19 protein-coding genes are annotated in these 16642 nt (G+C 70.9%); 16 read left to right on the top strand and 3 right to left on the bottom strand.

Annotated elements, in window-relative coordinates; translation table 11 throughout:
• The first annotated feature begins 500 nt into the window (after positions 1–500).
• The 8 genes from ACWEVN_RS37315 to ACWEVN_RS37280 all read left to right on the top strand — a co-directional run bounded on the left by ACWEVN_RS37315 (position 501) and on the right by ACWEVN_RS37280 (position 6896).
• Positions 501–1088, top strand: a complete 588-nt coding sequence (locus ACWEVN_RS37315) for a YceD family protein (protein ID WP_310974587.1) — start codon at positions 501–503, stop codon at positions 1086–1088.
• Between the two features lie 84 nt (positions 1089–1172).
• Complete coding sequence (gene rpmF, locus ACWEVN_RS37310; RefSeq protein ID WP_003090635.1) at positions 1173–1355, top strand: 50S ribosomal protein L32; 183 nt, start codon at positions 1173–1175, stop codon at positions 1353–1355.
• 13 nt (positions 1356–1368) lie between these two features.
• Positions 1369–2118 carry a ribonuclease III gene (rnc, locus tag ACWEVN_RS37305; protein ID WP_310974586.1) on the top strand — a complete coding sequence of 250 codons (750 nt, stop codon included), beginning with the start codon at positions 1369–1371 and terminating at the stop codon, positions 2116–2118.
• 87 nt (positions 2119–2205) lie between these two features.
• The gene (locus ACWEVN_RS37300) at positions 2206–3561 is read left to right on the top strand and encodes a polysaccharide lyase 6 family protein (protein ID WP_452054421.1); all 1356 of its coding nucleotides are present in this window, start codon (positions 2206–2208) and stop codon (positions 3559–3561) included.
• Positions 3562–3605: 44 nt separating this feature from the next.
• Positions 3606–4475 carry a bifunctional DNA-formamidopyrimidine glycosylase/DNA-(apurinic or apyrimidinic site) lyase gene (gene mutM / locus ACWEVN_RS37295; protein ID WP_452054420.1) on the top strand — a complete coding sequence of 290 codons (870 nt, stop codon included), beginning with the start codon at positions 3606–3608 and terminating at the stop codon, positions 4473–4475.
• A 58-nt stretch (positions 4476–4533) separates the two neighbouring features.
• Entirely contained in the window at positions 4534–4962 is a 429-nt protein-coding gene (locus tag ACWEVN_RS37290) for a helix-turn-helix domain-containing protein (RefSeq protein ID WP_449685173.1), read from the top strand.
• Between the two features lie 261 nt (positions 4963–5223).
• Positions 5224–5709, top strand: coding sequence for a hypothetical protein (locus ACWEVN_RS37285; RefSeq protein WP_452054419.1), 486 nt, complete (start codon positions 5224–5226; stop codon positions 5707–5709).
• Positions 5706–6896: an MAB_1171c family putative transporter gene (locus ACWEVN_RS37280; RefSeq protein ID WP_452054418.1), complete on the top strand. Its 1191-nt coding sequence runs from the start codon at positions 5706–5708 to the stop codon at positions 6894–6896. The genes ACWEVN_RS37285 and ACWEVN_RS37280 overlap by 4 nt, the downstream gene beginning before the upstream one ends.
• Before the next feature lie 84 nt (positions 6897–6980).
• Here ACWEVN_RS37280 and ACWEVN_RS37275 read toward each other — a convergent pair whose 3' ends face one another.
• Complete coding sequence (locus ACWEVN_RS37275) at positions 6981–7883, bottom strand: SMP-30/gluconolactonase/LRE family protein (RefSeq protein WP_452054417.1); 903 nt, start codon at positions 7881–7883, stop codon at positions 6981–6983.
• 61 nt (positions 7884–7944) lie between these two features.
• Here ACWEVN_RS37275 and ACWEVN_RS37270 point away from each other — a divergent pair, with 61 nt between their 5' ends.
• The 3 genes from ACWEVN_RS37270 to ACWEVN_RS37260 all read left to right on the top strand — a co-directional run bounded on the left by ACWEVN_RS37270 (position 7945) and on the right by ACWEVN_RS37260 (position 10001).
• Complete coding sequence (locus ACWEVN_RS37270) at positions 7945–8391, top strand: Lrp/AsnC family transcriptional regulator (protein WP_452054416.1); 447 nt, start codon at positions 7945–7947, stop codon at positions 8389–8391.
• A gap of 84 nt (positions 8392–8475) precedes the next feature.
• Positions 8476–8799, top strand: a complete 324-nt coding sequence (locus ACWEVN_RS37265) for a PadR family transcriptional regulator (protein ID WP_086843254.1) — start codon at positions 8476–8478, stop codon at positions 8797–8799.
• A complete protein-coding gene (locus ACWEVN_RS37260; protein WP_452054415.1) occupies positions 8796–10001 on the top strand; it encodes a DUF1700 domain-containing protein in 1206 nt (401 codons plus the stop codon). Before ACWEVN_RS37265 ends, ACWEVN_RS37260 begins: the two co-directional genes overlap by 4 nt.
• Positions 10002–10084: 83 nt before the next feature.
• Here ACWEVN_RS37260 and ACWEVN_RS37255 read toward each other — a convergent pair whose 3' ends face one another.
• The gene (locus ACWEVN_RS37255) at positions 10085–10606 is read right to left on the bottom strand and encodes a general stress protein (RefSeq protein WP_310974577.1); all 522 of its coding nucleotides are present in this window, start codon (positions 10604–10606) and stop codon (positions 10085–10087) included.
• A 210-nt stretch (positions 10607–10816) separates the two neighbouring features.
• On the opposite strand from ACWEVN_RS37255, the gene ACWEVN_RS37250 reads away from it, so the two are divergent.
• From ACWEVN_RS37250 to ACWEVN_RS37235, 4 genes are read left to right on the top strand one after another with little or no spacing between them, the layout of a single operon-like run.
• Complete coding sequence (locus ACWEVN_RS37250) at positions 10817–12181, top strand: glutamine synthetase family protein (RefSeq protein ID WP_449685178.1); 1365 nt, start codon at positions 10817–10819, stop codon at positions 12179–12181.
• Entirely contained in the window at positions 12162–12878 is a 717-nt protein-coding gene (locus ACWEVN_RS37245; protein ID WP_449685179.1) for a gamma-glutamyl-gamma-aminobutyrate hydrolase family protein, read from the top strand. Before ACWEVN_RS37250 ends, ACWEVN_RS37245 begins: the two co-directional genes overlap by 20 nt.
• Entirely contained in the window at positions 12875–14239 is a 1365-nt protein-coding gene (locus tag ACWEVN_RS37240) for an aldehyde dehydrogenase family protein (RefSeq protein WP_452054414.1), read from the top strand. The genes ACWEVN_RS37245 and ACWEVN_RS37240 overlap by 4 nt, the downstream gene beginning before the upstream one ends.
• Positions 14239–15006: a 3-oxoacyl-ACP reductase gene (locus ACWEVN_RS37235; protein ID WP_452054413.1), complete on the top strand. Its 768-nt coding sequence runs from the start codon at positions 14239–14241 to the stop codon at positions 15004–15006. Before ACWEVN_RS37240 ends, ACWEVN_RS37235 begins: the two co-directional genes overlap by 1 nt.
• Here ACWEVN_RS37235 and ACWEVN_RS37230 read toward each other — a convergent pair.
• Positions 15003–15200, bottom strand: a complete 198-nt coding sequence (locus tag ACWEVN_RS37230; protein ID WP_449685181.1) for a hypothetical protein — start codon at positions 15198–15200, stop codon at positions 15003–15005. The genes ACWEVN_RS37235 and ACWEVN_RS37230 overlap by 4 nt on opposite strands.
• 72 nt (positions 15201–15272) lie before the next feature.
• On the opposite strand from ACWEVN_RS37230, the gene ACWEVN_RS37225 reads away from it, so the two are divergent.
• Positions 15273–16562 (top strand): helix-turn-helix domain-containing protein, encoded by a 1290-nt coding sequence (locus tag ACWEVN_RS37225; protein WP_452054412.1) that lies wholly within the window; start codon positions 15273–15275, stop codon positions 16560–16562.
• Positions 16563–16642 lie beyond the last annotated feature (80 nt).

The raw sequence follows: 16642 nt of genomic DNA, 5'->3' as shown, positions 1-16642 counted from the left end.
GCCACCCCGATCCGAAGCCAGCACGCGGACGGTGGTGCCGGGTCAAGGCACGCTTTCCCGCCTTGACGCGGTACCACCGGCCGTAGTGACAATTCCGGCTTCGGGGTGGTGGGCACCCGAGCAACCTGAGCTGCAATTCCGAGCGGAAACCAGACGACAGACCCGCACCACGCAGCAGCGACCGGCTTTGCCGAAGCCCTGCTTCGAGCGGGGTGGGATCCGGCAAGGTTCTGCGCTGGACCACCCGCTGCCTCACCGGCTCGAACGGAACGCGGACGCCCAGACCGGCACCCCGCCCAGTCCTGCCCCGCCACCCCGATCCGAAGCCCGTAGTGACAATCGCGGCTTCGGGGTGGTGGGCCCCCGACCCGACCGAGGCGACCCGACATCCGCCCGACTCAGCAGCACCTCCAGGAAAGACCAGCAGCGACCGAGCCCCACCAAGGGACCGCCGGGTGCCTGCTCAAAAGGAGTGGCGACCAGTGCGTACCCTGGACTGGATGTCCGAGAACAAGACCCCCCAGCTCGACGACCGCAGCCCGTGGGTGATCGACACCCGTGAGCTCGGCCGTCACGCCGGCCTCAGCCGCGCCGTCAAGCGCAGCGTGCCGGTGGAGACGCCGCTCGGCGTCCCCGATGTCATCACCATCGAAGCCGGCTCCGAGCTGGACCTCGACCTGCTGCTCGAGTCCGTCGTCGAAGGCGTCCTCGTCAGCGGCACGGCCACGGCCACCGCGAAGGGCACCTGCGCCCGCTGCCTCGACCCGCTGACCGAAGAGGTCGAGGTCGAGGTCCAGGAGCTGTTCGCCTACCCGGGGTCGGCCACCGAGGAGACCACCGACGAGGACGAGATCCCCCGGCTGGTCGACGACAAGATCGACCTCGAACCCATCGTGCGCGACGCGATCGTGCTGGCCCTCCCGCTGGCCCCGCTGTGCACCGAGGACTGCGCCGGGCTCTGCACGGACTGCGGCGTCAAGTGGGCCGATCTCGAGCCCGGACACGGGCATGAGAAGATAGACCCTCGGTGGGCCGCACTCGTCGAGCGCTTCGACGAGAACGCGGGCGAAAAGCCTGGGCCCAGCTGAGCAAGCCTGACGAGCGCCCCAGCTCGTTCCGGAGGAAAGTTCGCTCGCACGACCGCGAGCAGACCGTCATAAGGAGATCTACTCGTGGCCGTCCCGAAGCGGAAGATGTCGCGATCCAACACGCGCTCCCGCCGCAGCCAGTGGAAGGCGGCTCCGGTGCAGCTGGTGCCCTGCTCCAACCGCGCCTGCAAGCAGCCGAAGCTCCAGCACGTCGCGTGCCCGTCGTGCGGCCAGCACAACGGCCGCCAGGTCGTCGAGCCCGCCTGATCGGGTCGCCGACATGGGGGGCAAGACGCCCGGGGGACCAGTAGCCGATCGGGCGCTGTTGCTCGAAGCGCTCGGGGTCACCTTGGACCCCGAGCTGCTCCGGCTTTCGCTGACCCACCGTTCGTACGCGTACGAAAACGGAGGTCTGCCGCCGAACGAGCGGCTGGAGTTCCTCGGTGATGCCGTGCTCAGCCTCGTCGTCACCGATCACCTCTACACCACACACCCCGACCTGCCCGAAGGGCAGCTCGCGAAGCTCCGCGCCAGCGTGGTCAACATGCACGCACTGGCGCGGGTGGCGCGCGGGCTCGGCGAGGGCGGGCTCGGGGCGCACCTGCTGCTCGGCAAGGGCGAAGAGCTCACCGGCGGCCGCGACAAGGCGAGCATCCTCGCCGACGGGCTGGAAGCCGTCATCGGCGCCGCCTACCTCGAGCACGGCATCGAGATCGCCCGCAAGCTCGTGCACCACCTCTTCGACCCGCTGCTCGCCGAAGCGCCGCTGCGCGGGGCCGGGCTCGACTGGAAGACGAGCCTGCAGGAGCTGACGGCGTCGGCCGGGCTCGGCGTGCCCGAGTACAAGGTCGAGGACACCGGGCCGGACCACCGCAAGGAGTTCACGGCCACCGTGCTGGTCGCCGGCCGTCCCCTCGGCCACGGCACCGGGTCGACGAAGAAGGAAGCCGAGCAGAAGGCCGCCGAGACGGCCTGGCGCTCGCTGTCCGCCGAACTCGAGGCCCAGCAGAAGGCCGAACCGGAGTCCTGATCAGCGGGAACCCTCGTTGACGCTTTGCCGGACCGCTCAGTAGCGTGTGGACATCCGCCGCCCCGTGCTCACTGAGAGGTCTGGCGGATGCGTCTGCTCTTCGTACCCCTGATCGCCGCGGCGCTCGTCGTCGTCCCCGGCTCGCCGGCGTCGGCCGCGCAGATCCGGGTCACCTCCCTGGCCGCGCTGCAGTCGGCGATGGACAAGGCGAACGCCGGGGACACGATCGTCCTGGCCGACGGCTCCTACTCCGCGAGTTCGACGTTGTCGATCAACCGGTCCGGCACCGCTTCGGCGCCGGTGACGATCGCCGCCGAGCACACCGGCAAGGCGACGATCACCGGCTCGAAGACGTTCTCCTTCGCCGGCGGAGTCCACCACGTCGTGCTGCAGGGGTTCAAGTTCCGGGGAAGCGCTTCCCTGAGCGTCCCGGCCGGGGCGTCGCACAACCGCCTGTCCCGCAACGACTTCCAGCTCACCGGCGACGGCAACTGGGTCTCGGTCAACGGTGACGACACCGAGGTCGACCACAACGTCTTCCAGAACCGCACCAGCCAGGGCGTGTTCCTGCAGATCCTCGGCCCCTCGGCCGCCATGGCGCAGAACGTCCGCGTGCACCACAACTACTTCTTCAACCACCAGTTCTCCGGCGACAACGGCGGCGAATCGATCCGGCTCGGGCTGAGCAACCACCAGTCCTACTCCGCGCACGCCATCCTCGAGTACAACCTCTTCGAGAAGGCCGACGGCGACAGCGAGGCGATCTCAGTCAAGTCGTCCGACAACGTCATCCGCTACAACACCATCCGTGACAGCAAGGGCTACATCGTGCTGCGCCACGGCAACCGCAGCACCGTCGAAGGCAATGTGCTCTTCAACTCCGGGATCCGCTTCCACGGCAACGACCACAAGATCGTCGGCAACTACGTCGCGAACTCCGGCGGGCGGGCGATCGTGTTCGGCTCGGGCGACGAGGCCGACAGCGGGCCGACCAGCAAGCTGCACGACCGCCCGGACCGCGACACCGTCGCCTACAACACGGTGCTCGGGTCGAACAGCGTCATCGACGGCGACGGCGGCGACTTCAAGCCGAAGGACTGCGTGGTCGCGGACAACATCGTCAAAGGCACCTCGGGGACGCTGGTGACGCTGCCGAGCGGGTCGACGGTCAAGTACGAGGGCAACATCACCTTCGGCGGGACAGCCGGGATGCCGTCGCGGAACGTCGACCCGAAACTGGTCAAGGACGCGGCCGGGCTCGACCGGCTGGCGTCGGGCAGCCCCGCGGTCAACGCCGGTGTCGGGTCGTACCCGTACGCGGCGAAAGACTTCGACCTGCAGACCCGCTCGGGCACCTTCGACGTCGGCGCCGACGAGTACTTCGCCTCGGGAACGACCCGGGTTCCGCTGGCGAAAGCCGACGTCGGGCCCACCGCGCCGTAGGTGCCTTTTCAAGAAATGTCGGACCCCCCGGGCACAATGGCCGCATGCCCGAACTTCCCGAGGTCGAAGTCGTCCGCCTGGGCCTGCAGGCGCACGTCGCGGGGCGGACCATCCGTCAGGCGGAGGTCCTGCACCCGCGCGCCATCCGCCGGCACGCCCTGGGCGCGGAGGACTTCACGCAGCGGCTCGCCGGCACCCGCGTCGAGGCGGCGCGGCGCCGGGGCAAGTACCTGTGGCTGGAACTCTCCGACAAGGAGGCGCTGCTGGCCCACCTCGGCATGAGCGGGCAGATGCTCGTCCAGCCGGAGGACGCGCCGGACGAGAAGCACCTGCGGGTGCGGCTGCGCTTCGACGACGACGGGCCGGAGCTGCGGTTCGTCGACCAGAGGACGTTCGGCGGCCTGGCGCTGGACGACCTGAGCGACATCGGCGGTGACGTCCTGCTCCCGGACACGATCGCCCACATCGCCCGCGACCCGATGGACCCGGAGTTCGACCTCGACACGGCGGTGCGCGCGCTGCGGTCCCGGCGCACGGAGGTCAAGCGCGCGCTGCTCGACCAGACACTGGTGTCGGGCATCGGCAACATCTACGCGGACGAAGCGTTGTGGCGGGCGCGCCTGCACTGGGCCCGGCCGACCGAAAAGCTCACCATGGCGAAGGGCCGCGAGCTGCTGTCGGCGGCGTCGGACGTGATGAACGCGGCCCTGGGCGCGGGCGGCACGTCGTTCGACGCGCTGTACGTGAACGTGAACGGGCAATCGGGGTACTTCGACCGGTCGCTGGACGCGTACGGCCAGGAAGGGATGCCGTGCCACCGGTGCGGCACGGCGATCCGGCGGGAGCCGTTCATGAACCGTTCGTCGTTCTCGTGCCCGCGGTGCCAGCCGCGGCCACGGGCGAACTCGGGTTGATCGCGGAGGTGTGCCTTTCAGCTAGGATGAATACGCCTGGTAGCTGAGGGAGTGCATCGTGGTCAAGGAGCCCGGAAAGTCGACGCTGGCCGACAAGATCGACCGGCTGTTCCACGTGGTCCGCAGGCCCGATCGGGAGCCGTACAGCAACGAAGAGGTCGCCAAGGCCTGCCGCGAAGCGACGGGCGAGAGCTTTTCGACGACGTACTTGTGGCAGCTGCGCACGGGCCGCCGCGACAACCCGACCAAGCGGCACCTCGAGGCACTGGCCCAGTTCTTCGGCGTGCCCCCGGCGTACTTCTTCGACGACGAGCAGAGCCGGAAGATCGCGGAGGAGCTGGCGTTGCTGGGCGCGCTGCGCGACGCGGGGGTCCGGGACCTGGCGCTGCGCGCGGTGACGTTGTCCTCGGACGGCCTGGACACGATCAGCGACATGATCGACGCGATCGCCCGGAGGGAGGCCGGCCGCCCGAAGAAGGAGGGCTGAGGGTGGCGGTGCGTCCGCCGTCGGAGCCGGCCGTGGACGCGCACCGCCGGTCCGGGTCCCGGGTTGCCGGTGTGGAACCATGTGCGGCGTCCGCGCGTCGGAATTTCCCCGGCCGCGCAACCACACGCGCTTTGCCGCGTTGAACCTGCCGAAGCCGTTCGGCCGGGGCGTGGCGAGGGAGGCCTGAGAGTGGCGCGACCATCCTTGCGGCGGCGACCGGCCCGGTCACTGTGGAAACGGGCCCGCGAAGTCGCCGATGCCGTGAGCCTGCCCGAACCGTTCGACGCCGAGGGCTTCGTCACGGCGCTGGCCGCCGAGCGGGGGCGTCCCATCGAGCTGATGCCCGTCAGCGCTCCCGAAGGTGCGCCGTGCGGACTGCTGATGAGCACCGAGCGCGCCGACTACATCCTCTACCCGACCAACACGACCGCCCTGCACCGGCGGCACATCCTGCTGCACGAGGTCGGGCACCTGCTGTGCGGGCACGTCGGCGCCGACGCGGGCGCGGACGGCGTCGCGATCGACGCCGCCGCCGGGCGGCAGCTCATGCCGAACCTCTCGCCCGAGCTCGTCCGGCGCGTGCTCGGGCGCACCACCTACTCGGCCGCCGAGGAACGCGAAGCCGAACTGGTCGCGACCCTGCTCGCGCAGCGTGTGGTCCGGCCGGCCGAGCCGCGCGAACCCGCGCCCGGTGTCCCGGACGGCGTGCGGCGCTTCGATTCCCTGTTCGGCCGCCGCACGCCGTGATCGAAAGCCTCGCCTACTACCTCTGCCTCACGGGGTTCGCCGGGTTCGGGTACAAGCTGATCGAGGCGCGCCGCAGCCAGCCGCCGCGCACGATGTGGTTCCTCGCCGGGTTCGGCATCTGCATCGCCACCGGCATCGTCGTGCTGACGCCGGCGATGTCGGCCCTCGCCGGCCCCGGCCCGGTGGCCGAGTGGGTCCTGAGCTTGGCCGGCGACGAGCTGAAGCTGGGCGCGATCGGCTTCGCGGTGGCCTTCACCCAGTCGGTGTGGCGCGGCGACAGCGCCCGGCTCGCGCCCCATGCGCTGTTCACCGGGGCGACGATGGTGCTGCTGGCGGTGTGCTTCGCGCTGTCCGAACCGCGGCGCGTCGGCGACGACACGGTCTTTTCGGGCGCGGGCCTGCCGTTCGCGTTGGGCGACAAGGTGTTGTTCCTGCTCTACAGCCTGATCAGCCTCGGGTTGCTGCTGGCGGTGTTCGTGCGCAGCGCGTGGCACGCGGAGCCGGGGCCGCTGCGGGCGGGGCTGTGGTTGCTGGTCATCGGCGTGGGCGCGGCGACCGCGTGGACGTTCTGGGACGTCGACGACGTCCTCCAGCTGGCCCGCACGGCCCGGATCGGCGCCCGCGAAGACCTCCCGTCCTCGATCCTCGCGGCGGTGACGGTCGGTTTCGTGGCCGCGGGGGCGACGCTCAGCGCCTGGTCACCGGCGGTGTCGTCGCTGATCGGCCGGGTGCGCGCGTACCGGGCGTACCGCCGCATCGAGCCACTGTGGACGGCGTTGCGCACGGCGGTCCCGGGCATCGCCCTCGACCCGGGCCGCGAGCTGGCGGGGGGAGCGGAGTTCGCGCTGTACCGCAGGGTGATCGAAATCCGCGACGGCCACTTGGCGCTGCGAGCCCACTTCGACCCCGACCTCCCACCCCGAGCCGAGGCGGCGGCCCGCCGAGCGGGAGTCCGCGAGACGGAGGTGGCGGCGACGGTCGAGGCGGTGACCCTGGCGGCGGCGATCGAGGCGGGCCGAGCGGGAAGGCGCTTCGACCGCGAGCAGGGACCCGAGCCGGCCCCCGAGCCACAGCCGGACACGGAGGCGGACGTGGCGGCAGAGGCGGCCTGGCTGGTCCGGGTGAGCCGGGCTTGGCGCCGCCGCGACGCAGTGGTGGACCGGGTCGAGGCGCCCACGCCCGGCTGACCGGGTACGAGCCTGCACCGCCAGTCGGGGTGAGCCTGCCGCCGGAAGCTCCTCGCCGCGACTGCTGGCCCCGGCTCCGACCGCTCAGCGCGGGTAGCGAGCCCCGTTCACCGTCACCCTCAGCGTGTACAGCGAGCTCGAGGCCGTGATGAACAGCTCGTTGCCCCGCGCGCCGCCGAACGTGAAGTTCGAGCACACCTCCGGGATGCGCAGCTTGCCGATGCGCGTTCCGTCCGGTGCGAAACAGTGCAGCCCGTCGTGGGCCGCCGCCCAGACGTGGCCTTCGCTGTCGACCCTCACGCCGTCGAAACCGCCGCTGTCGCTCGTCGCGAAGATCTCGCCGCCCGACAGGCGGCCGTTCTCGCCCACCGCAAACACCCTGATGTGGCTCGGTGTCTGGCGTGTGTCCGCGATGTACAACCGGGACTCGTCCGCCGAAAACGCCAGGCCGTTCGGGCGGCTGAAGTCGTCCGCCGCGATCTCCACCGTGCCGTCCGGGGCCGCGCGGTACACGTGGCACGCCCCGATCTCGCTCTCCGCCCGGTACCCCTCGTAGTCGCTGTCGATTCCGTAACTCGGGTCGGTGAACCAGATTGACCCGTCCGAGTGCTCGACCACGTCGTTCGGGCTGTTCAGCCTCTTGCCCCGGTACTCCGAGGTCAGCACCGTGATCGAGCCGTCGGGCTCGGTGCGCGTCACGCGGCGGGGACCCTGCTCGCAGCTGATCAACCGGCCCCGGCGGTCCACCGTGTGACCGTTCGCGTACCCGGACGGCTGACGGAAGACGCCGACCTGGCCCGTCGTCTCGTCCCAGCGGAGGGTGCGGTCGTTCGGGATGTCGCTGAACACCAGGTAGCGCCCCGCCGGGAAGTACGCCGGCCCCTCCGTCCAGCGGCAGCCCGTGTGCAGGCGCTGCGTCCACTCGTCGCCGTTGACGCGGGCGAACCGCTCGTCCAGCACCTGGAAGTCCGTCTTGATCAGGTCCATCACCAGCTCCTCATGAGATTCTGCCAAAAGCATGGATTACCGAACCTGATACGGTCAACACGTGGATGAAGTAGATCGCATGCTGCTCAGCGAGCTCCAGCGTGACGCGACGCAGGCGTACGCCGCCCTCGGGAAAGCCGTCGGGCTCTCCGCGGGTGCCGCCCACGAACGCGTGCGCAAGCTCCGGGAGCAGGACGTCATCCGGCGGACCACCGTGGACGTCGACCCGGCCGCCGTCGGGCGCGGGGTCGCGGCCTTCGTGCTCGTCGAAGCGAACGCCTGGATGGGCGACCACCCCGTGCGCGAAGCCCTGGAGGCACTGCCCGAAGTCGTGGAGGCGCACGTCATCGCCGGCCCGGCGTCGCTGCTGGTCAAAGTGCGCACCGCCACCACCGAAGGCCTCCAGTCGTCGCTGCGCCGGCTCTTCGCGATCGACGGCGTCACGGGCACGCAGACCATCGTGGTCCTCGACTCCTTCTTCGAGCGGCCGGTGGACACCCGGAGCTGAACGCGCCGACCCGAAACGACCCTCCGCCGTGCACACTACTGCGCAATGCGTGGTACCTTCCCAAGCGTAAGACTGGAGGGTGCAGTGGAGATCAGTCAGCTGCTCAAGGGCGTGCTCGATCTCGCCGTCCTCGCGGTGCTCCGCGAGGAAGACGGCTACGGGTACGACGTACTGAGAAGACTCCGGGCCGCCGGCCTGGACGAGGTGGGGGACGCGTCGGTGTACGGGACGTTGCGCAGGCTCTACAAGGCCGGCCTGCTGACCTCGTACGTCGTGCCCAGCGAAGAGGGCCCCCACCGCAAGTACTACAGCCTGAACGAGCCGGGCCGGGCGCGCCTCGCCGAGTCGGGCAAGACCTGGCAGAGCTTCGCTTCGACGATGAACGTGCTTTTGGGAGAGGCAGCATGAGCGACAAGCCGACCGCCGTGCGGGTGTATCTGGCGCGGGTCCGGACCGCGCTCGCCGACCTGCCCGCGAGCGAGATCGAAGAGATCCTCGAGGACGTCCGCCCCCACCTGGCGGAACTCGAAGCCGAACTGGGGGAGGGCGCCCGCGTCGAGGCCCTGATCGAACGGCTCGGCTCGCCCGAGAGCTACGCCGCCGAGCTGCGCGCGTCCGGGGGCTACCCGGCGCCGGGCGAGGGGGCGACGCAGGTGCTCACGACGCCCGCGCCCAGCCTGCTGAAGCCGCGGATCGCGTTGTGGGGCCTGGTGTTCTGCGCGCTGGGGCTCGCCATGCTCGCCTTCGGCGCCACCGTCTCCCGCAGTCCCGACGCCTTCGTCGGCCTGTTCCTGTTCGCGCCGGTCTTCCTCGTCAGCCTCGTGCTGCTGCTGCGCGGCGGGGTCGAGCCGGTGCTGGCCCTGCCGGAAGCCGGGTGGCTGCGCGCCACGATGGCCAAGGGCCGGGATCAGGAGGACACCGGCAAGTTCCTGCGCTACCTCGGCTCGCTCAAGCCGGCGTGGTGGGTGTTGTGCGCCGTCGTGCTGGTCGCGCTGGGGCTGCTGTTCATGCTGCAGCGCCGCAGTGGCGTGCTGTTGCTGCCGTTCCTGATCCTCGCGGCCGTCGCGGCCCTGTGGGCCGGGCCGCGGGTGCGGGGCGACCGGAAGCTGCTGTGGGTGGTCGTGCCGATCTCGGCGTTCGTCATCGGTGGCGCACTGGGTGGCTTCGGCGCCGCGATCGACCTCTTCGCCCGCGGGACGTCCTACTCGGGCCCGTCGTCGTACTACCCGTCGGCGTCCGACAACTACGGCAACGACCAGCTGACCTACGGCGGCCGCGACGTCGAGAACGTCTACGCCTTCGACGCCGAGGGCAAGCCGCTGACCGAGGTCTACCTCTACGACGAGGAGGGCCGGCCGCTCACGGTGACCCGCTACGGCTGCGAGCGCTCGACCGGCGGGAAGCAGAAGATCGGCGAGGACAACCGGTTCCCGCGGCCGAAGATCGAACAGGGCGTCACCGACGACCGGGGCAGCTTCAACGGCTACAACGGCTACCGCGGTGCCTGCCGCGAGCTGGCGGGCGTGCCGTTCAGCGCCGCGATCCCGAAGGTGACGGCGCCGCCCGCGACCACCACGTCACCGGCTCCGCCGACGACACCGACCAGGTAGGGGGACGGGAGCGGTCGGGGCCGCTCCCGATGCGGCGAAGGCCGCCTCCGGGGATCCCGGAGGCGGCCTTCGAACTGGGGGTGTCAGTGGCCGAACGCGCTGCGCGCCGCGAGGTCCGCCAGCAACGCGCGGCCCTTCTCGGCGTTGCGCGGCTGGGACAGCACGTCGTAGCGGCGGGCCACCAGCTGGCTCTGCGAGATGAAGCCGCGCTTGTTGCGGTTCACCGCGTAACCCAGCGCGCCGAAGAGCAGGTTGAACCCGAGACCGGCGACGAGGCCGATCACGATCGGGACCATCCCGGCGCCGGGGTTCAGCAGGCTGAGCATCAGGCCGAGGAACAGGCCGAACAGCGCACCGGACGTCGCCGCGCTGCCGAGGACCTTGCCCCACGACATCTTGCCCGCGACCCGCTCGACGAGCATCGGTTCCACGCCCACGATCGTGACGTCGGTGACGGGGAAGTCCGCGCCCGCGAGGTGGTCGACCGCCCGCTGTGCCTGCTCGTAGGACTCGTACGAACCGATCGGCCAGCCGGTGGGCAGGGTCGGCAGCTGGGGCCGGGCCTGCTGCTGTCCGATCGTGGTCTGCGTGAATGCTGTGGTCATCGATCTCACCTCTCTTGCCCCGTTCAACGTGCGAAGGCCCCGGATTCCTCCCGTGACGGCGGATTCACAGACTCTTCTCAGCCGGGCATCCCGGACAATCCGAACGTCGTCACAATGGCTCAAAAAGATACCTTTGTTCCGGTTGACCCGGCGAGGCTCACCGGGTAGGAAGGACCGGCAAAGGATTCATACCAAACCTTTGGGGCGACGATGGCACGCAGGCGAGGCATGCTCACGCTCGACGAACTCCGGGCGCGCGTGGACGCGGGCACGATCGACACCGTGCTCGTCGCGCTCACCGACATGCAGGGCAGGCTGCAGGGCAAGCGCTGCTCGGCGGAGTACTTCCTGGACGAGGTCGTCGGCCACGCCACCGAGGCCTGCAACTACCTGCTCGCCGTCGACGTCGACATGAACACCGTCGACGGCTACGCGCTCTCCTCCTGGGACAGCGGCTACGGCGACTTCGTGCTGCGCCCCGACTTCGACACCCTGCGGGAGATTCCCTGGCAGGAGGGCACCGCGCTCGTCCTCGCCGACGTCGAGCGCGTGCAAGGCGGCGCTGTCAGCGTGTCGCCCCGGCAGATCCTGCGCCGCCAGCTCGACCGGCTCGCCGAACGCGGGCTCGCCGCCTTCGTCGGCACCGAGCTCGAGTTCATCGTCTTCGACGACACCTACGAAGCCGCCTGGGACAAGCGCTACCACGGCCTGAAGCCCGCCAACCAGTACAACGTCGACTACTCGATGCTCGGCACCGCGCGCCTGGAGCCGCTCCTGCGCCGCATCCGCAACGACATGGCCGGCGCCGGGCTCTACCCCGAGTCCGCCAAGGGCGAGTGCAACCCCGGCCAGCAGGAGATCGCCTTCCGCTACACCGATGCCCTGAGCACCTGCGACAACCACAGCGTCTACAAGAACGGCGCCAAGGAGATCGCCGCGCAGGAGGGCAAGAGCCTCACCTTCATGGCGAAGTACAACGAGCGCGAAGGCAACTCCTGCCACATCCACATCAGCCTGCGCTCCACCGAGGGCCGCGCCGTGCTGGCCGGGGACGGCGAGCACGGCTTCTCGAAGCTGATGGAGCACTTCCTCGCCGGCCAGCTCGCCGGGCTGCACGAGCTGACGTACTTCTTCGCGCCGAACATCAACTCCTACAAGCGGTTCGTGCCCGGCAGCTTCGCGCCGACCGCGATCGCGTGGGGCACCGACAACCGCACCTGCGCGCTGCGCGTCGTCGGGCACGGCGAGTCGCTGCGCGTGGAGAACCGGGTGCCGGGCGGGGACGTCAACCCGTACCTCGCCGTCGCCGCGCTCATCGCCGCCGGCCTGCACGGCATCGAGAACGAGCTGGAGCTCGAAGAGCCCTTCACCGGCAACGCCTACCACTCCGATCGCGGCACGGTGCCGACGACCTTGCCCGAAGCCGCCGCGGCCCTGGCCGGCAGCGACCTGGCGCGCGCGGCCTTCGGCGACGACGTCGTCGACCACTACCTGAACGCGGCGAAGATCGAGGTCGACGCCTACAACGCCGCCGTCACCGACTGGGAGCTGATCCGTGGCTTCGAACGGCTCTGACGACCGGCCCGTCATCGGGCTGACGTCCTACCTGGAGCCCGCGAAGTTCCTGGTCTGGGACACCGAAGCCGTCCTGCTGCACCGGGTCTACGTCGACTGCGTCGTCGCGGCCGGCGGCATCCCGGTCCTGCTGCCGCCGGTGTCCGACGCGTACGAGCGGCTGGTGTCCACTGTGGACGGCCTGGTGCTCACCGGCGGCGCCGACGTCGAGCCCGCGCGCTACGGCCACGAGCCGCACCCGGCCACCTACGTCCGCCCCGAGCGGGACGCCTTCGAGTTCGGCCTGTTCGCCGCGGCCCGGCGCGCCCGCAAGCCGGTGCTGGGCGTGTGCCGCGGCCTGCAGGTGATGAGCGTCGCCCTCGGCGGCACCCTGACCCAGCACCTGCCCGAAAGCGCGCGGACGACCGAACACCAGCCCGCCCCGGCGACGTTCGGGCGGGGGACGGTCACGCTCGCCGAAGGCAGCCGGGCGGCGGCGATCCTCGGCTCCGAAACCAAGACCCTCTGCTACCACCACCAGGCGATCGACCGGCTCGGCACCGGCCTGGAGGCCGTCGGCCGGTCCGCCGACGGCACGATCGAGGCCGCGGAGGTGCCCGGTGAGTTCACCCTTGGTGTCCAGTGGCACCCCGAGCAGGACAGCGACGACGTCCGGCTGTTCCAGGCTCTCGTCGAAGCGAGCAAGGAGAACCGATGAGCACGTTTGACGTCCTGAACCCGGCCACCGAGGAGGTGGTGCGGAGCGTCCCTCTGACCAGCGCCGAAGAGACCGACGCGGCGATCGCCCGCGCCCAGGCCGCGTTCCCGGCCTGGCGCGACGTCACCCCCGGCGACCGCGCGCGCCTGCTGCGCCGCTTCGCCGACGCCGTCGAGGCCGACATCGAGCACCTCGCGCGGCTGGAGGTCGAGAACTCCGGGCACACGATCGGCAACGCCCGCTGGGAGGCCGGCAACGTCCGTGATGTCCTCAACTACTACTCCGCCGCCCCGGAACGCCTGATCGGCCAGCAGATCCCGGTGCCCGGCGGCATCAACGTCACCTTCCAGGAGCCCCTGGGCGTGGTCGGCGTGATCGTGCCGTGGAACTTCCCGATGCCGATCGCCGGCTGGGGGTTCGCGCCCGCGCTCGCCGCCGGGAACACCGTCGTCCTCAAACCCGCCGAGCTGACGCCGCTGACCGCCCTCCGGCTGGCCGAGCTGGCGCGCGAGGCGGGCATCCCGGAGGACGTCTTCCAGGTGCTGCCCGGCAAGGGGTCCGTGGTCGGGCAGCGGTTCGTCGACCACCCGGCCGTGCGCAAGGTCGTCTTCACCGGCTCCACCGAGGTCGGCAAGCAGATCATGGCGGGCTGCGCGGCGCAGGTGAAGCGCGTGACGCTGGAGCTCGGCGGCAAGAACGCCAACATCGTCTTCGCCGACTCCGACCTGGAAAAAGCCGCGGCGACCGCGCCCTACGGCGTCTTCGACAACGCCGGCCAGGACTGCTGCGCCCGCTCCCTGATCCTGGTGCAGGCGAGCGCATACGACCGCTTCATGGAGCTCCTGGAACCCGCGGTGCACGGCGTCGTCGTCGGCGACCCCGGCGACGAGAAGACCGAGATGGGCCCGCTGATCTCCGCCGCGCACCGGGAGAAGGTGGCTTCCTACGTCCCGGACGACGCGCCCGTGGCCTTCCGCGGCACCGCGCCCTCCGGACCGGGCTTCTGGTTCCCGCCGACCGTCGTCACCCCGCCCGACCTGCGCCACCCGCTCGCCGCGGAGGAGGTCTTCGGGCCGGTCGTCGCCGTGGTGCCGTTCGCGGAGGAGGCCGACGCGGTCCGGATGGCCAACGCGACCGAGTACGGCCTGTCCGGGTCGATCTGGACCCGCGACGCCGGCCGCGCGTTCCGAGTTGCGCGCGGCGTCGAATCCGGCAACCTCTCGGTGAACTCGCACTCGTCGGTGCGCTACTGGACGCCGTTCGGCGGCTTCAAGCAGTCCGGCCTCGGCCGCGAGCTCGGCCCGGACGCCGCCGCGGCGTTCACCGAAACCAAGAACGTCTTTCTGAGCACGGAGGAGTAATGGTCCAGCGTTTCGAAGGCCGCGTCGCGGTCATCACCGGCGGCGCCAGCGGCATCGGGCTCGCCTCGGCCCGGCGCCTGGCGAGCGAAGGCGCGAAGGTCGTCATCGCGGACCTCTCGCCGGCCGAGGGCAAGGCGGCCGCCGACGAGATCGGCGGCGCGTTCATCCAGACCGACGTCACCGACGCCGAGCAGGTCGAAAATCTGTTCCACAGCACGGTGGAGCAGTTCGGCTCGGTCGACGTCGCCTTCAACAACGCCGGCATCTCGCCGCCGGAGGACGACTCCATCCTCACCACCGGCGTCGAGGCGTGGGACCGCGTGCAGCGGGTCAACCTGACGTCGGTGTACCACTGCTGCAAGGCCGTCCTGCCGCACATGCAGCGCCAGGGCAAGGGCTCCATCATCAACACGGCGTCGTTCGTGGCGGTGATGGGCGCGGCGACCTCGCAGATCTCCTACACCGCGTCCAAGGGCGGCGTGCTCGCGATGAGCCGCGAGCTCGGGGTGCAGTTCGCGCGGGAGAACATCCGCGTCAACGCGCTGTGCCCGGGCCCGGTGAACACCCCGCTGCTCAAGGAGCTGTTCGCCAAGGACCCGGAGCGCGCGGCGCGGCGGCTGGTGCACGTGCCGGTCGGCCGGTTCGCCGAGCCGGAGGAGATCGCGGCCGCGGTGGCCTTCCTGGCCAGCGACGACGCCAGCTTCATCACCGCGTCGCAGTTCCTGGTCGACGGCGGCATCTCCGGCGCGTACGTCACCCCGATCTAACGCTGCGACTTCTTCTTGACGTCGTAGACCTCCCGCAGGTGGCGCCAGGCGGCGTTGAGCTTCTTGCGCTCTTCGGAGATCTCCTTCTCCCGGCGGCGCAGGATCCGGGTGGCGATCTCGGAGGCGAGGAACGCGCCGGCGGCGAAGGTCAGCGCGCCGACGATCAGGGTCAGGGCGAGCACAGTGGTGGTCATGGTGACCAGCGTCGGAGCGCGGTGGGCGGGTTGTCCCTGCGCAAAGCTAGCGGGTTTCGTTAGCTTTGTGAGGTGACGCACTGGCGCGCCGACGAGTGGGCGGAAGCGGTCCGGGCCGGCATCCGCTCCCGCGGTCTGTCCCTGGACGAGGCCGCGCGGCGCATCGGCGTCCCGACCTCGACGTTGCGCAGCTGGATCGAGCACCGGCACGCGCCGAAGGTGACGGTGTTCGACCACTGGGCCGAGATCGCCGAGGTCACCGGGCTCGGGGAGGCCGAGCTGCTGCGCGTCGCCGGTGTCCTGCCGGACAGCCTCGCGAGCCCGGTGCACGTCGCGCAGGCGGCGAAGGCGCTGCGGGAGGGCATCGACCGGGCCGGGCAGTTCCTCCGGCAGGCCACCGCGCTCGTCTACTCCTCGCCCGGCACGCAGGTGGCGAACGCGATCGCGGCGTCGCCGATCGACTGGGAGATGCGGATCCGCTCGGCCACCCGCGGCGACGAAGTCCGGGTCACCTACCACCACTACGTCGGGATCGTGCCGCCGCGGGACTTCCCCTACGACGACGCCGAGGTGCGCCGGATCATCGAGCACGACGTCCTCGGCGAGCTGTGGCGGCCGCTCGGGCTGTACTGGCGGGTCGCCGAGGTGCACGACTGGCACGAGCCGCCCCGGCTGGTCATCCAGGTGCCCGAGCAGGAGGCGACGCGCCCGCCCGCGCCGTCGCCGGTGGTCGCCGCGCCGCCGGTGGTCGTGCTGTCGCCGATCTGGGGTTACGGCGAGCTGCTGGCGTCGCTGGTCGCCGACGGCCTCGGGTTCGGCAACGTCGACTTCCGCTACTTCGGTCTCCCGGACAAGATGGCCGACCGGGTCCGCGTCACCGCCCGTGAGCTGGCCGAACCCGCGCCGCGGCTGGTGCACTCGGTGCCGCCGATCATGCTGCTGCACGGCCTGGCCGTGCCCGACCTGACCGGTCGGCTCCCGGTCGTCGTCCGCTACGGGCCGCGGATGCGGGCCCGGGCGGCCCGGATCTACCGCTCGGCGCTGCTCGAAGCCGGGTTCGACGACCCGCTGGAGGGGGCGCGGGCGATCGAGGACGCGGTCGCGGTCCCGCCGGGCTGCGCGCACTTCGAGGTGACCCTGGCCGACGAGGACGTCTTCGACGGCGACCGGCCGTCGCTGGACCGGCTCAACGACTCGGTGGCCTGGCACGCCGAGCAGATCGTCGAGCAGGTCCTGCTGGGTGCGGGCCTGCCGCCGGTGCCGGTGGGCGGGCCGCTGAAACGCCTGGTCCTGCCCTCGGGCCGGGTCCGGCGCCCACCGGCGCTGGCGGGGCAGGTGGTCCGCCGGGTCGCCGAGGCCTGAAGCGCCCCAATGTGGCGTTGGGGGCCGGGGGGGGCGCGCCAACCCCCAAACGGGAGGGTGAGGGCACCCAAGCCCCCCAC

This window comes from Amycolatopsis sp. NPDC003861, from assembly GCF_053605405.1.
This window is presented reverse-complemented; position numbering and strand designations above follow the sequence as displayed.

What these genes read in the sequence shown, in the direction of transcription:
- ACWEVN_RS37315 (WP_310974587.1), top strand. Translation starts at nt 501, where the DNA reads ATGTCCGAGAACAAGACCCCCCAGCTCGACGACCGCAGCCCGTGGGTG.
- ACWEVN_RS37255 (WP_310974577.1), bottom strand. Translation starts at nt 10,606, where the DNA reads ATGACCACAGCATTCACGCAGACCACGATCGGACAGCAGCAGGCCCGG.
- mutM (WP_452054420.1), top strand. Translation starts at nt 3,606, where the DNA reads ATGCCCGAACTTCCCGAGGTCGAAGTCGTCCGCCTGGGCCTGCAGGCG.
- rnc (WP_310974586.1), top strand. Translation starts at nt 1,369, where the DNA reads ATGGGGGGCAAGACGCCCGGGGGACCAGTAGCCGATCGGGCGCTGTTG.
- ACWEVN_RS37275 (WP_452054417.1), bottom strand. Translation starts at nt 7,883, where the DNA reads ATGGACCTGATCAAGACGGACTTCCAGGTGCTGGACGAGCGGTTCGCC.
- ACWEVN_RS37235 (WP_452054413.1), top strand. Translation starts at nt 14,239, where the DNA reads ATGGTCCAGCGTTTCGAAGGCCGCGTCGCGGTCATCACCGGCGGCGCC.
- ACWEVN_RS37250 (WP_449685178.1), top strand. Translation starts at nt 10,817, where the DNA reads ATGGCACGCAGGCGAGGCATGCTCACGCTCGACGAACTCCGGGCGCGC.
- ACWEVN_RS37240 (WP_452054414.1), top strand. Translation starts at nt 12,875, where the DNA reads ATGAGCACGTTTGACGTCCTGAACCCGGCCACCGAGGAGGTGGTGCGG.
- ACWEVN_RS37230 (WP_449685181.1), bottom strand. Translation starts at nt 15,200, where the DNA reads ATGACCACCACTGTGCTCGCCCTGACCCTGATCGTCGGCGCGCTGACC.
- ACWEVN_RS37260 (WP_452054415.1), top strand. Translation starts at nt 8,796, where the DNA reads ATGAGCGACAAGCCGACCGCCGTGCGGGTGTATCTGGCGCGGGTCCGG.
- ACWEVN_RS37300 (WP_452054421.1), top strand. Translation starts at nt 2,206, where the DNA reads ATGCGTCTGCTCTTCGTACCCCTGATCGCCGCGGCGCTCGTCGTCGTC.